Source organism: Lactobacillus sp. B4005 (assembly GCF_026536045.1).
GTDB lineage: Bacteria > Bacillota > Bacilli > Lactobacillales > Lactobacillaceae > Lactobacillus > Lactobacillus panisapium.
In genome coordinates, this window is sequence record NZ_JAFNOZ010000003.1 from 99,892 (window position 1) to 115,229 (window position 15,338).

Below are 15,338 nucleotides of genomic sequence, written 5' to 3' on the forward strand. Positions count from 1 at the left end.
GTTTATAAACAATTAAGTTATACTATTTATTTAGTTTAGCTTAATTAAGTCATTTTTTAAGTCGAAGAGGAATTTATGAAACTAAAGATGAGCGATATTGCCAGGATGGCAGGTGTTTCTAAAGCTGCAGTTTCCTTTGCATTAAATGGGAAACCAGGAGTTAGTGAAGAAACTAGAAAAAAGATTTTTAAAGTTATTAAAGAACAGGGCTATGAACCCTTACGCAGTCATAAAAAGGGGGGTGTCCGTAAATTAGCTAGTATCAGTCTAATAATTATTCATGACAAAGACGGTATGATGAGCCGTAATTATGCTAGTCTCCCCTTTTTTGATACTTTGGTATCTAACCTTACACAAAATATAGGTGGCTTTGGTGGCCAGTTGCAGATATATCGGCTTGATATAAATCATCTGCAAGATGATTTAAAAAGAGAAAATTCTTTACTTCAATCAAAAGCCTCAATTGTTTTGGCAACAGATTTAAATAAAGAACAGGTTAAATTAATTAATCAAAAACTTAAAAATGTTATTTTCATTGATAATTATTTTCAAGATGTTAATGCTGACTTTGTTTCAATTGATAATTTTCAAGGAGCATATCAGGCTGGAAAATATATCATTAGCAAGGGTTATCGTAAGATCGGCTATGTAGCTTCTAATCATATAGTTTCTAATTTTAAACAAAGAAGAGATGGGTTTAAGCAAGCATTGGATGAGCAAGGGATTGAGTTACCTCCTGAATTTGTTTTTGGCTTAAATCCTACTGAATTAAGAGGTACTCTGCCTCAATTTATTCATTTGAACAAGGTTTATCCTGAAGTGTTTTTTTGCGAGAATGATTATATGGCATTACGATTGTTGAAAGAATTGAATAGGCAAAAAGTTAAAATTCCTGAAGAAGTTGCGATTATGGGATTTGACGATATTTTTGAAGATACTATGGTAACACCCGAACTGACAACAATGCATGTTCCGATTGTACAGATTGTTACTCAGGCAATTAATCAGATACAAAATAAGGTTGCTGATAAAAAATGGTTGCCGCAAAAATGCTTTATTTCAACAAAGTTAGTAAAAAGGGAATCTCTCTAATTTATTAATTTAGTTTAGCCTAATTAATATAAAAATTGATTGATTAGTCTTCTAGTTTAGTCTATATTCTGTTTGTAAGCGAATGCAAAAATTATGAGTTGAACTAGGAGATTATGTTAATGGTTGAGAAAAAGGATTTAAAAAAAATAAAAATAGGTTTTGCGCCAACAAGAAGAAATATTTTTTCGGCAACCGCTGCAATTGAATTCGCAGATAAAACAAGACAAAAATTGACTGACTTGGGTGTGAACTATGTTGATATCAAAGATATTAACGATGATGGTTTACTTTATGATGATGATGGTCTTAAAAAAATTACTAAGAAATTTCAAAAAGCAGAAATTGATGGTCTTTTCATAGCTAATGAAAACTTTGGAACTGAATATGAGGTAGCAAGACTAGCTGCTAAACTTAACGTTCCTGTTTTATTATGGGGCCCTAAGGATGAAGCGCCTGCTCCAGACGGTTCAAGAAAACGCGATACCCAATGCGGTTTATTTGCAATTGGCAAAGTATTACGACATTTTAATGTGCCATTTACCTATTTGAAAAATAGTAATATTGAGGACCCAGCTTTTAGTCGTGGCATAATTGATTTTATTAAAGTATGTAATGTTGTGAAAACATTCAGGAATACGCGTATCCTTCAAATTGGCCCGCGACCGTTTGATTTCTGGTCAGTGATTGTTAATGAAGGTGAATTATTAGAAAAGTTTGGGATCCAATTGTCTCCCATCCCATTAGGTGAACTGACAACTCGGATGAATAATCTAATTGATAAGAATGATCCCCGAATTTCAGAGACCAAAAAAACTTATTTAAAGTGGGCGGAAGTCAAAGTTAGTGAAGAAGACTTTACTAAAATTGCGGCTTTGAAACTGGCAATGCAAGATAAGATGATTGAATATGGTTGTAATAGTGGCACTATTCAGTGCTGGACTGAATTACAGCGCGAAATTGGTATTTTACCATATGCATCGGAAGCATTATTACAAACAGAAGGAATGCCGGTAACTTGCGAAACTGATATTAATGGCGCAATTTCAGAAGTACTTGCCGAAGCAGCTTCTTTAGGTGAGGAAAAAGCATTATTTGCGGATGTTAATTGCCGTCACCCAGATAATGAAAATGGTGAGTTACTTCAGCATCTGGGTACATTTGCTTTTCAGACTGCTAAGAATCGTCCCGTACTGCCTCCATCTCATTTTGTCTTTAATTATCCTGGGTCAGCTGCTTTTGAAGTTAAGGACGGAACATATACACTTGTTAGATTTGATGGAGATCATGGTAAATATTCATTATTAATGGGTAATGCGGAAACTTGTGAGGGGCCATATGAACAAGGCACATATGCTTGGTTCCAATTTGCAGACTTGAATAGATTTGAAGCTAAATATGTTTATGGTCCATATATTCATCATATGGCAGGGGTACGAGCAGACGTTGTACCAATTCTTACTGAAGCATGTAAATACATCAATGTAAAACCAGATTATTTTGATCCAATTGCAGATAAGGTAAAAGCCTATTGGTATGGTAATCATGAAACCATCTTAAATAAGAAATAAAAATAAATATTCAAATATTTAAAAAGGGCAAGAAGAAATCAGACTTCTTGCTCTTTTTGTACTTAACTAAGGCTAAACTAAAAAAATATTTTAAGCTATTATTGAAAGCGATTGCATTAACTGGGATAATACAAGTTGAACATAGCTAAGTAAACTTATTACTTAACTTGTGCAATGTTTAATACTTGTTATGAACGAGGGGGGAGAAAATGAGTATTAATATTTCAGTTTTAGGTAGCATCAATCTAGATACTAGCTATCATCTTGTTCGAATTCCATTGCCTGGTGAGACACTCCAAATTAAAGAGAAAACATATGCTGGCGGAGGAAAAGGGGCCAATCAGGCTGTTGCGGCACGACGTAGTGGAGCAAATGTTCATTTTATTGGTGCTGTCGGTAATGATAGTGCAGGTAAATATATGCTAAACCTACTAAAAAAAGAAAAGATAGATTTAACTAATGTAGAAATAAAAAATAATGAAAAAACTGGTGCAGCAACAATACTGCTAGATGAAAAAGGACAAAACAGTATCTTAGTTTATGCAGGTGCAAATAACTCAATAAGCCATGAGCAAATTATCAAAGCTGAAAAAACGATTGCAAAGTCTGATTACATTATTGCGCAATTTGAATCACCAGTTGAAGCAACTCTCGATGCATTCAAAATCGCAAAAAAGCACGGTGTTACTACGATTTTAAATCCAGCTCCTGCTTTGAAAATTAGTGATGAATTGTTAAGTGTAACCGATATTATTACTCCAAATGAGACAGAAAGTGCAATCATTACGGGAATAAAAGTTGATAATCAAAATGCGATGCATGAGACCGATATGTATTTCAAAGAAAAAGGTGTAAAAGTAACCCTGATAACTTTGGGGTCACGCGGAGTTCATTGTTCAATTGGGTCGATAAGTCAACTAGTTCCTGCCCACAAAGTAAATGTTGTTGATACCACGGGAGCTGGTGATACTTTTGTTGGAGCAATGGCATCAATATTAAAGCCAGATTTTTCCAATATTTTTGAAGCAATTGATTATGGACAAAAGGCATCATCAATAACTATTGAAGTTATGGGAGCACAACCATCTATTCCAACTAGAGAAATGGTAGAAAAAGCTTACGGAAAGGAACTTTAAAATGAAGAAAACAGGTATTTTAAATTCTGATATCTCCCGTGTAGTAGCGAATATGGGTCATATGGATTGGCTAGGAATTGGTGATGCCGGAACTCCCGTCCCACCAGAAACAGAAAAAATTGATTTAGCGGTTAAGGCTGGTTTACCCTCCTTTTCTGTTGTGTTAGAAGAAATATTAAAAGAATTATCTGTACAAAAAATTTATGTTGCAGAAGAAATAAAAAGTCAAAATCCTGAACAATTGAAAAATATAATAAAGATTTTACCCAATGTTGAGATAGAGTTTATACCTCATAGTCAGTTAAAGAAAAACTTAACTAGAGCTAAGGCCTTTATTAGAACAGGTGAAGAAACGCCATATTCTAATGTAATTCTTGAAAGTGGCGTGATTTTTTAAAGGAGACCCTTATATGAAAATTGAAATGAAAGGCATTGAAAAAGCTTTTGGGGGAAATAAAGTTCTACAGGGTGTGAATTTTACCGTTAATTCTGGCGAAGTTCATGCACTAATGGGTGAAAATGGCGCTGGCAAGTCGACATTAATGAATATATTAACTGGCTTACTGAAAAAGGACAACGGCTCAATTAAAATCGATGGCAAAGTGACAACTTACACCAGTGCTTTAGATGCTGAACACCATGGAATTAGTTTTATTCACCAAGAAATGAATAATATTCCTGAAATGAGCGTTGTTGACAATATGTTTTTAAATAAGGAAATAAAAACTAAGTTTGGCTTAATGAATCAAAAAATAATGCGAGCGGAAGCAAAAAAATATTTAAGCCAATTGGGTTCAGACATCAATGTTGATAGTAAAATTGGCAACTTAACTGTTGGACAACAGCAAATGGTTGAAATTGCTAAATCCTTAATGACTAATGCAAAAATAATAATTATGGACGAGCCTACAGCTGCTCTAACTGAAAATGAAACAGATATTTTGTTCAAAACAATTCGTGAATTAAAGTCTAAGAATGTTGGCTTTATTTATATTTCGCACAGAATGGAAGAATTATGGGAAATTTGTGATCGTGTTACGGTTATGCGTGATGGGATTTCTGTTAATACTTATTCCACAAGAGACGTTAAAGATGATCAAATAGTTCATGATATGGTCGGCCGTAATATCGGTGATTATTATCCGAAGAGAAATCCTAAATTAGGTACAGTAGCTCTTAAAGCAGAACATTTATCAGGTAAAAAGTTTCAAAATATTAGTTTTGAAGTTCATGAGGGAGAAATCCTTGGTTTTTCCGGTTTGATGGGAGCTGGGAGAACAGAGACAATGAGAGCCTTATTTGGAATTGATAAATTAGATTCAGGAAAAATTTATTTAGCCGGAAAAGAAACAAAACTTACTAGTCCATATGATTCTATTAAGCATGGGATAGGCTTTTTGACAGAAGATAGAAAAAATGAAGGCTTGGTTACCGAACAATCTATTGAAGACAATGTAGCTCTACCAAGTATTGATGGTTTCCGTAAATACGGAATTATTGATAAAAAGGCAGAAGATAAGTTCGTTAATTTACTTATTAAACGCCTTACTGTAAAGGCGGAAAATGCCCAAGTTCCTGCTGGTAGCTTGTCGGGAGGAAATCAGCAAAAAGTTGTAATGGCTAAATGGGTAGGAAGTGGATCAAAAATTCTGATTCTTGATGAACCTACTCGTGGAGTTGATGTTGGTGCTAAGAAGGAAATCTATGAACTAATGAACCAATTGACTGATCGAGGAGTGGCAATAATTATGGTCTCAAGTGATTTGCCCGAGGTTTTGAGTATGAGTGATCGGATTGAAGTTCTCTATGAAGGAAAACAAATGGGAATAGTAGATGCTAAGAATGCAACGCAAGAGCAGGTAATGAAACTGGCAACGGGAGGAAAGTAGAATGGAAAAATCCAAAACAATAAAGGCTAGAAAAAAGTTTGATTTTACTAAGTATATGGCTTTAGTGGCCTTAATTATATTAGTAATTATTATTACAGCATTAAATCCGCAATTTATCGCACCTAACAATCTCTTAAACCTTCTGCGTCAAGCATCAGTCAATGCTTTAATTGCATTTGGGATGACTTTTGTCATTCTAACTTCTGGTATTGATTTGTCGGTGGGATCAATATTGGCTTTTACAGGAGCAATTATGGCTAGCTTGGTCGTTGGAGGTACTCCAGCCTGGCTAGCAGGTCTAATCGGGCTTGGAATCGGTGCATTACTAGGTGCGTTAAATGGCGTGTTCATTACATGGGGAAAAGTTACACCTTTTATTGCCACATTAGCAACAATGACCATATGGCGGGGAGCAACTTATGTGTTTACAGGCGGTAACCCAATTACAGGTGGAAAAATGAATACGAGTTTCTTTTTTCAGTTTATTGGTCAGGGATATCTTTTCGGAATTCCATTTCCTGTTATTATCACTTTAATTGCATTCATCATCTGCTTTATTTTGCTTCATAAAACAGCTTTTGGTCGAAAAACCTTTGCGTTAGGTGGAAATGAAAAAGCTGCCTTTATTGCCGGTGTAAAGACTAAAAAAATGCTAATTATTATTTATACCCTTTCTGGATTATTTGCTGCTCTTGCTGGTTTTATCTTAACTTCTAGGCTTGGCTCAGCACAGCCTGATGCTGGTATGTCATACGAAATGGATGCGATTGCTTCTACAGTTATTGGTGGAGCCAGCTTAATGGGTGGTAAAGGCCGAATGGCAGGTACTTTGGTTGGTGCATTGCTGATTGCCTCTCTAAGTAACGGGATGAACTTATTAGGAATTAATAGTTTTTATCAACAAATTGTCAAAGGAGTTGTAATTTTAATTGCGGTTATGATAGATTCGCAAACTCAGAAGAACCGTGAATAAATTGTTTGAAAGTTTAGAATTTAAGGAGAAATAAAATGAATTTTAAAAAGACTTCTAAGCGTTTAATGAAAGTGGTAGCGATTGCTTCTATCGCAGTAATGGCCGGCAGTATTTTAGGTGGTTGTGGTTCTACTGGATTAAGCAATGGATCAGATTCCTCATCTAAGGTAGAAAAAAAGGCACCGAAGGATTTAAAAATAGGAGTATCTGTTTCAACGTTAACTAATCCTGCTTTTGTTAACCTGAAAAATGTTATAAGTGACAGTGCTAAAAAGCAGGGGTCAAAAGTTATCGTAGATGACGCAAATAATGACACTTCAAAACAAAACAATGATGTTGAAGATCTCATCACGCAAAAAGTTGATGCACTAATTATAAATCCATGTGATTCGTCTGCAATTTCAGCGGTAGTCAAGAAAGCAAACGAAGCTAATATTCCAGTTGTTTGCGTTGACCGCAGTGCTGATTCTGGGAAAGTAGTTTCAACTGTAGCTTCTGATAACGTAGCTGGTGGGAAAATGGCTGCCAACTGGTTGATAGAACAATTAGGTAAAAAGGCAAAAATTGCTGAAATTCAAGGAATTCCAGGAGCATCTGCTACACGTGAGCGGGGTAAAGGATTTGATAGTATTGGTGATCAAAAATTAAATATAGTTACTAAACAAACTGCTCAATTTGATAGAGCCAAAGCTTTAACGGTTACTGAAAACATTTTACAGGCCCATGGTGATATTAAAGGAATTTTTGCGCAAAACGATGAAGAAGCAGTTGGTGCCGCTCGTGCCGTAAAATCTGCTAATAAAAAAATTACAATTATAGGTTTTGATGGTGCACTTGCATGTTTAAACTTAATTCAAAAAGGGCAAGTAACCGCAACTGTTGGCCAACAGTGGAATAAAATCGGACAGGAATCAGTTCAAATGGTTTACGACTTTTACCAAGGCAAAAAGGTTCCTAAAAATGACAAAGTAGCTGTTAAGATTGTGACGAAAAAGAATGTCACTAGTTTCAAAAAGCAGGTTTATAACAAGTAAAACCAAATATTGTTAACTTAAAAAACTAATATTTATTAAATTAGGTGTAACTTTTCTTAATTATTGGATTGTGACATTTAGTTGGCAAGACCATAATAAAGTAAATAACTTTGTTATGTGTCTTGCTTTTTTTATTGATGGGGGAACTAAGATGCTGAAAATTAAAGGTAAATACTTATTCAAAGATAATAAAAGATTTTTTTATTTGGCGGATACTTGCTGGAGCGCATTCACTAATATTCAACTATCAGACTGGCGATATTATCTAGATGCACGTCAAGCAGAGGGCGTTAATGTAATTCAAATAAATGTCCTTCGACAATGGGATTCGAGTCAACCCATACGTGAGCCCTTTGCTGTAAGAAACTCCGCTAATGGAATGTATCAATATGATTTTCGTAAAGTTAATGAGTCATATTTTGCAAACGCAGAAAAGATGCTAGAAGAAATGAGTTATCGTGGGATGATTCCAGTCTTAGTCCTTTTATGGGGTAATTATGTACCGGATACATGGATGAGTAAGTATATTAAAAATAATACTATACCATTTGATTTAATAGAATCCTATGTAACTTATGTAGTAAATAGATTTAAGAGATTTAACCCGATTTGGTGTATAAGTGGGGATGTTGGTTTTACTGACAACGGCAAGCAAAAGCCGAATGCAGCTGTGAAATATTATCGTGAAGTACTAAACGCAGCTAAAAAGGCTGATCCAGCAGGATTATTTACATTTCATATTAATGGCGAAAGCCATGATTTACCAAAGGAATTTGTTGATCAAATAGACTTTTATTGCTATCAGTCAGGGCACGGTTATTATGGTCAGACTTCCGCATATGAAATTCCATTAATCTTACGAAATAAAGAAAGATATGAGGGACCGATAATTGATGCTGAACTATGCTATGAGGGCTTAACGAAAATGAAAGCCCCTGAGCCAGAAAGATATTGTGCCCGTGATGTTAGGTGTGCTGCATGGAGAGCAGTCTTATCGGGTGCAGATGCCGGAATAGGTTATGGTGCCTTCGGTATTTGGCCTTGGAATGATACTGCAAAGCCAGAGCAAAAATTAGAAAGTAATTTTAACGTTCAATTAACACCATATGATTGGCGAGATTGTCTAAAATTTAGTGGCGCAAAAGATATGGGCTTTTTAAAGACAATTGTCATGCAATTGGCAGAGTCGGGACTATCGCCAATTGAAGTACCAGTTAAGAATAATCCAACTATTAGAGCTGCTCAGAATGATCAATATTTATTAATATATTTACCTAGTCCTACAAAGTTAGACTTTACAAGTTTTGGTCTTACAGTAAGTACCTGTCAGGTTATTGATTTGCAAAAACGGTATTTTTTAACGGGAAAAGTATTGAATAACGTTTTGCAGCTATTGCCCGTGGCTGAGGATGAAGTGGTAGTTGTAAAAAAATAAAGCGTGGTTATTTTGCTTAAATAAGAGCTAAACTAATATTTATTTTTTATAAATTGTTGTAATCGCTTTCTGTTATGCTATACTAAGCTTGAAATAAGAAATCGGATTGTTACATTTAGTTGGCAAGACCTAAATAAACTTACTTTAAATTAAGTTTATTGGTCTTGCTTTTTTGTTAGGGGAGTAATTTTCATGATTGTTATCAAGAGAGTGTTAAATAATAACGCAGTTGTTGCAACGGATGAACAAGATCAGACGTTAGTTGCTCTTGGGAGTGGAATCGCTTTTCATCAAAAGGCTGGCCAAGCTATTCTTGAAAACAAAATTGAAAAATCTTTTTATCCCAAAAATGAGGATGCAGCAAATTCAATAAGTGAGACACTAGCACAAGTTGATCCCAAATATATTGAGCTATCTGATCGAATTATTTCTGAGGCAGTTATTAGTTCAGGAAAAAAATTAAGCGATGATATCTATGTTTCTCTGCCAGATCATCTGCAGTTTGCAGTTGAACGGCTAAAAAAGGGAATGCTAATTCAAAATAAATTGACGGTTGAAACAATGCAAACTTATCCGGATGAGTTTCAATTGGGTAAACATACTTTAAGTTATTTAGCGCAAGAAACAGGTTTAACATTTCCTGATGATGAAGCTACCAATATTGCAATGCACCTAATAACAGCAGAAGAAGGAGACATTTTAGAAAATACAGAAGAGACGATAACTTTAATTAACCAATTTCTGAAAGTAATTAGTGCAATGCTTAAGAAAGAGTTTAATTTAAATTCCGTTTCCTATTACCGATTAGTAACACATTTAAAGTTTTTTGTACAAAGAATAAAAAAAAGACAACACCAGGAATTTCCTCCTGATAAAACACTTTATGACCTAATTATTCGTGATTATCATGCAGAATACCTTATTGCACAGAGAATTGCGGGAATTGTGATGAAAAAGTTTAATTATCGTGTTTCTGATGACGAAATTCTGTTTTTAACGATTCATATTCATCGAGTCAATGCTGTGCAATAGGTGAAAATTATGAATGATTATGCTAAAGCGATTAACGAGCTTCTGATTGCAATTGGAGGAAAAGACAACATCGATGAAGCTTTTCATTGTGTTGCAAGAATTAGGTTTTATTTGAAAGATGAACAAAAAGTAGATTATACAAAACTAGGTAAGATTAATGAAGTTTATGAGTTCAAATTTTGTGATGGACAGTTGCAAGTTTTATTAGGTAGTGATGTTGAGCAATATTATTCTTTCTTAATGAAGGTACTCAATGATAACAAAACTTGTATAAATACTAGGAAAGGGGAAAGTCAAATGTCCAAGTCGACAGAAAAAGATCGAAAACTAGCTGAACAAATTATAAAGCTAGTAGGAGATAAAGATAATGTTGTTAGTTTAATTCACTGTGTTACCCGCTTGCGTTTCAAGTTAAAAGATGAACAGAAAGCTAACGATGATGCTATTAAGAATTTAAACGGGGTTATGGGCATTGCTCATGCTGGAGGACAGTATCAAATAATTATTGGTAATAATGTTTCGGATATTTATAAAGAAGCAATGCAATTATTAAATTTGAGTACACCTAGTCAAGACGGTGAAAACGAACCTAAGGATAAGAATCTAATTAATCGCTTTATCAAGTTACTGACTAAAATATTTACGCCATTTTTGGGAGCACTGGCAGCAGCGGGCGTTTTAAAAGGCTTTTTGGTTTTATTAACTGTGGTAAATGTTCTCAGTGCTAAAAGCGGAACATACATGATTTTAAATGCTGCAGGAGATGCTTTATTCTATTTTTTACCCATCATGGTAGGTTTTTCTACAGCTAGGGCATTTAAAATTAATGAATATGTTGGTGCAATTATTGGTGCAGCTCTTTGCTATCCAACTTTAGTACAAGCGTATCAGGCTAAGCAAAGCATTAATTTTCTTGGTATTCCTGTAGTATTAATGAGTTATACGCAAACATTGATTCCAGCTATTGTGGCGGTTTGGTTGGCATCTATACTGTATAAGTTGTTAAATAAAAAATTACCCGCATCCTTAAAACTTATTTTTACGCCGCTTATCACTGTTGCTGTTGCAGTTCCGCTAACTTATATAGTGGTCGGTCCTGCTACTTCTTGGCTTAGTCAAGGCTTAGCAAATATTGTTCTTTGGGTTTATGCACGTGCGAATATCTTAGCTGGGTTTGTCTTAGCGGGTATCTGGCAGGCTGTAGTACTTCTTGGACTACACTGGGCATTTATTCCAATCTTTTTAAACAATATCGCAACTAAAGGATTTGATCCTATCAATGCCATGCTATACTGCACAGTTTTTGGTCAAACAGGAGCAGCTCTAGCAATGGTACTCAAAGCAAAAGATTTGAAATTTAAAGAAGTAGGATGGTCAGCAGTTATTTCGGGCTTTTTAGGTATTACCGAACCAATTATTTATGGTGTAACTCTTCCACATAAAAAGTCCTTTATCTTTGGTTCAATTGGGTCTGCCTTTGGCGGAGCCGTAGCTGCATTTTCAAGTGCAAAGATGTTTGGTGGATTTGCATCAGGAGGAATTTTTGGTATACCAATGTTCATTGATCCAAAAGCAGGAATAAATTTCAGCTTTATTGGGTTTTGCTTGTCTTTAGCAGTTGCTTTTGTAATAGCATTTATCATTACTTTTTTATGGGGTGATAAAGTTGATGCTAAAAACAATAAAAATCATGTTTCAGACATTAGCGTGAAGGATCAGGCAATTGCTTCTCCTCTACAAGGAACTGTAATTGAGCTTAAAAATGTTAATGATCCTGTTTTTTCAAAGGGTACGATTGGCAAAGGGATTGCCATAAAGCCAACAAATAATGAAGTACGTGCTCCGTTTAATGGTAACGTCATTTCAGTTTTCCCTACAAAACATGCAATTGGATTAAAATCTGAAAATGGTGTCGAACTACTAATTCATCTTGGCTTGGATACAGTAAATCTTAAAGGAAAATATTTTAAATTGAGGGTCAAAGAAGGTCAAAGAGTCAGAAAGGGAGACCTGCTTGAAACGTTTAATATTAGGGAAATTCAAGAAGCAGGTTATGATACTGTCGCCTCGGTTATTGTTACTAATGAAAAAGATTTTGATGATATTGTTTCTGAAAAGAAAGAAAAAGACTTTGTTAAATTAGGCGAGCCACTATTATTGGCTACGGTAGATCAATTGATGCCTGAACTGACTAATGCTAACTAAAAGTACTAATAATTATATTTATTGCTCTGAATAACCAAGTTCGAGTAGTTTTCTAAATTTTGGTCAAGGACTATTCTTTAAGAAATAGTCCTTTTTTATTTAGTATAAAATTATTGAAAAATTACAGAATTATTATAAATGGTGGCAATGCGTTTGTATATACGCTAATATATATCTTATAAAGCAATTCGTTAAATATGAACTAACAGTGAGGTATATTGATGAGAGATGAAACTTATGGAAAGAAGTTCAGACGCATCAGAAAGCTTAAACGCTTAAGCTTGGTTAAAGCTTCTACTGGAGTAATTTCAAAATCAAGCCTAGCCCGCTGGGAATTAGGCTACGATAATCTATCTTGGGGAAATGTTCTAAAACTACTTGATCAAAATAACATATATCCGGTTGAATTTATAGAAAATAGTAAGGCTTCTTATTTAGGAGTAAATATTAAAGCGATTCAGAGTGCTTTTGTTCGTGGTCAAACTTCCCTTTTGGAGAAATATGCGCTTGATGCTTTGAAATCTTGTAAATTAGATCCGTTAAATGAAAAAGCTTTCTTTGAGGCGGCAGTTGCATGTGACCTCTATAAAAAACACACAAATAAAAGCATTTGTCCAAAGCGTGTACAAGTAAGACTCAGATTGTATTTTTCTAATATCATTGCTGAAAATGATTATTGGAACTATAAAAATATTTTCTTCTTTAAAAATATCGTAATGCTTTTAAAGGGAAAAGAAGCTTATATGTTTGCTTATGATTTACTTGACTATGCAAAACAAGAAAATCTTGAACAGAGCAGTTTTCGCCATATAGTATTACAAGCACTGCTTGAAACGACAAATGCATTAATAAGAAAAAATATTATCTATGCCAAAAAAATCTTATTTGAGGTAAAATCACTGATTTTTTCTGATTATGACTCACTAGAAAAAATTGAAATTAGTTTTTTAGATTCTGCAATCAAATTTATTGAGGAAGATGAGACAGCAGAATTAAAAGCCCTTTACAATGTGTTAGATTATCTGGAAATGAAAGACCTCAAATATCATTTAGAAAACAATATAATGATATTAACAAAACTCTATAAAAATATAGAATTTGATTCTCAAATTTGGGAAAAGTAGGAAAAAATCAATTTTTCCTGTTGTAAACTAAGATTATCAAGTGGCATGGATTAAAAATATTTTTGGGGTAGTAACCGCTGCTACAGGAATAGATAATGATACAGAAGCAACTACTAACATTGACAATGTGAAAGTATATGGCGGTTGCACTTGGAGCATAGATACTAAGTCCGATTTTAAAAAACAAATGATAATTATGCTCCATTTAATGGTGAAGCTGCACCTAAACTCCACTTTAGTGCTGATACAAAGTAATTACGTAATATTATCTTAGAGATAACTGAATCTAGAAAGGGGGTTATCCCCCCCTTTTTTAATTTTATTGGAATATATTGCTTTAATGAATACTAAATTAAAACCATATATAGTAAAAGGTATAATAATGTTAAAACGAACCAAAATCTTTTCTGCTGTTATTATGATATTTTATTTATCACTGATTACTTGGGGAGCTTTTGCTGGTATTAGAGACTACCAAGGAATTCTTCCATCAGGTAACAGAGTATCTGATGTTTCTATAAATCTCTTCTTTGCATTACAACCCAAAGGAGTTGATGAAAATATTATTGCAGCTGTTATTATGATGGCATTAGCCCCAACTTTAGGCTCGGGTCTTTTCATTTACTTAAAAAATAATAATATGTTTAGTGCTGTTCAACAAAGAATTGGTTATAAATCCTTTTTGAAAAAAGGTGTTGTTACCACTTTTTTCGGCGCTATGAGCGTTTCTCTAATAACTAATCTATATCAAATAGGATTAATTAATTGGTTTTACTATCCTTTCGTCTTTAAAACTATCCCTAGAAAATTAGCTCAGGGATATAGACCAGGGTATTTTTCGCCTAATGAATTATTTGATTTAATTTTATACATTATTTTAGCGGCTATTGGTTGGGGAGTCTTTGCAGTGCTAGTTTTTAGTGTGGGACTTTTTGTTCGTAAGAATGCGCTTTATCTGATTCTTGGACCAGTTTTGGGACTAGCTTTGGTACTATTAGCCGTTTTAGGAAATATGAATAGCCTAATCTGGCGCACCTTCGCATTTTCCTGGTTTTTTTATACCTTAACTGCGCCGGGACAATATACTTTTGCTGGGCAACTACCACCAATAAATTCTCTTGTAGCTTTTTTCATTGCGGCCATTATCTATTTAGTAATTGCTGCGAGCTTAATCAAAATATGGTATAAAAGAAAGCAGGGTTAATTTTGCAATATAAACGAATACACCGCCGTATCATATTAATTGGGCTCATAATGATTCTACTCGGACTAGCAGGAAGTTTTGAACTGTTACTAAGAAATGATCCCAATACTATGGAATTGCCTAATGCTTTTCTTAACGCACACTTAATTTCTTTATATTTGCAACCAGCTATTTTGGCGCTGTTCTATAGTCAAGTGCTCACTTTTCGCCGAATTAATTTACTTGTTGGTGTGCGGCAAAAGACTAATCTTATGATTATTCGCTTGTTAAGTTTGGCTACCATTTATTGCGTGCTATTTTTAGTAGCCTTGTTTGTACCGTATTTCTTTTCAGATCATCCTTTATTTAAGTATGGCAATCCGTTATTGGGTATAGCACTGATAGTACTCCATATAGCTGTCCTATTATTTTTGTTTTGGCTATTGGTGGGGGCTTATAATTCACGCTACCCATATTTATTCTTGGCTCTAGTGATTATCCTAGATTTGGTATATCATTACTATATTGAGAAGAAACTTTTAATAAATTATAGTCCAATGTATGATGAGCTTTATCGTGCTATACACCATATATACGGCGGCTTTTAAGGAAGGATCAAAATGTTAAAAAATATAGGAATTAAATACACAAAATGTAAAGGTGATTG

At 34.3% G+C, this 15,338-nt stretch carries 13 protein-coding genes; all 13 read left to right on the forward strand.

Annotated features, from left to right (window positions below):
• Positions 1-75 precede the first annotated feature (75 nt).
• Positions 76-1,092 carry a LacI family DNA-binding transcriptional regulator gene (locus J3U73_RS07750; RefSeq protein WP_267393536.1) on the forward strand — a complete coding sequence of 339 codons (1,017 nt, stop codon included), beginning with the start codon at positions 76-78 and terminating at the stop codon, positions 1,090-1,092.
• 119 nt (positions 1,093-1,211) lie between these two features.
• Positions 1,212-2,660 (forward strand): L-fucose/L-arabinose isomerase family protein, encoded by a 1,449-nt coding sequence (locus J3U73_RS07755; protein ID WP_267393538.1) that lies wholly within the window; start codon positions 1,212-1,214, stop codon positions 2,658-2,660.
• A gap of 209 nt (positions 2,661-2,869) precedes the next feature.
• On the forward strand, positions 2,870-3,796 hold the full coding sequence (gene rbsK / locus J3U73_RS07760) for a ribokinase (RefSeq protein WP_267393540.1): 927 nt from the start codon (positions 2,870-2,872) through the stop codon (positions 3,794-3,796).
• Between the two features lies 1 nt (position 3,797).
• On the forward strand, positions 3,798-4,193 hold the full coding sequence (rbsD, locus tag J3U73_RS07765) for a D-ribose pyranase (protein ID WP_220268682.1): 396 nt from the start codon (positions 3,798-3,800) through the stop codon (positions 4,191-4,193).
• 13 nt (positions 4,194-4,206) lie between these two features.
• The gene (locus tag J3U73_RS07770) at positions 4,207-5,685 is read left to right on the forward strand and encodes a sugar ABC transporter ATP-binding protein (RefSeq protein ID WP_267410076.1); all 1,479 of its coding nucleotides are present in this window, start codon (positions 4,207-4,209) and stop codon (positions 5,683-5,685) included.
• A 1-nt stretch (position 5,686) separates the two neighbouring features.
• Positions 5,687-6,658 (forward strand): ABC transporter permease, encoded by a 972-nt coding sequence (locus J3U73_RS07775; protein WP_220268680.1) that lies wholly within the window; start codon positions 5,687-5,689, stop codon positions 6,656-6,658.
• A gap of 35 nt (positions 6,659-6,693) precedes the next feature.
• Positions 6,694-7,692 (forward strand): substrate-binding domain-containing protein, encoded by a 999-nt coding sequence (locus tag J3U73_RS07780; protein ID WP_220268679.1) that lies wholly within the window; start codon positions 6,694-6,696, stop codon positions 7,690-7,692.
• Positions 7,693-7,843: 151 nt separating this feature from the next.
• Positions 7,844-9,127, forward strand: coding sequence for a DUF4038 domain-containing protein (locus tag J3U73_RS07785; protein ID WP_267410077.1), 1,284 nt, complete (start codon positions 7,844-7,846; stop codon positions 9,125-9,127).
• Positions 9,128-9,319: 192 nt separating this feature from the next.
• On the forward strand, positions 9,320-10,159 hold the full coding sequence (locus J3U73_RS07790; protein WP_267410078.1) for a PRD domain-containing protein: 840 nt from the start codon (positions 9,320-9,322) through the stop codon (positions 10,157-10,159).
• Positions 10,160-10,168: 9 nt separating this feature from the next.
• A complete protein-coding gene (locus tag J3U73_RS07795) occupies positions 10,169-12,364 on the forward strand; it encodes a beta-glucoside-specific PTS transporter subunit IIABC (protein ID WP_267410080.1) in 2,196 nt (731 codons plus the stop codon).
• Between the two features lie 221 nt (positions 12,365-12,585).
• Positions 12,586-13,488, forward strand: coding sequence for a helix-turn-helix domain-containing protein (locus tag J3U73_RS07800; protein ID WP_267393549.1), 903 nt, complete (start codon positions 12,586-12,588; stop codon positions 13,486-13,488).
• Between the two features lie 340 nt (positions 13,489-13,828).
• A complete protein-coding gene (locus tag J3U73_RS07805) occupies positions 13,829-14,692 on the forward strand; it encodes a hypothetical protein (protein WP_267410082.1) in 864 nt (287 codons plus the stop codon).
• 50 nt (positions 14,693-14,742) lie between these two features.
• Positions 14,743-15,279 (forward strand): hypothetical protein, encoded by a 537-nt coding sequence (locus J3U73_RS07810; protein ID WP_267410083.1) that lies wholly within the window; start codon positions 14,743-14,745, stop codon positions 15,277-15,279.
• Positions 15,280-15,338 lie beyond the last annotated feature (59 nt).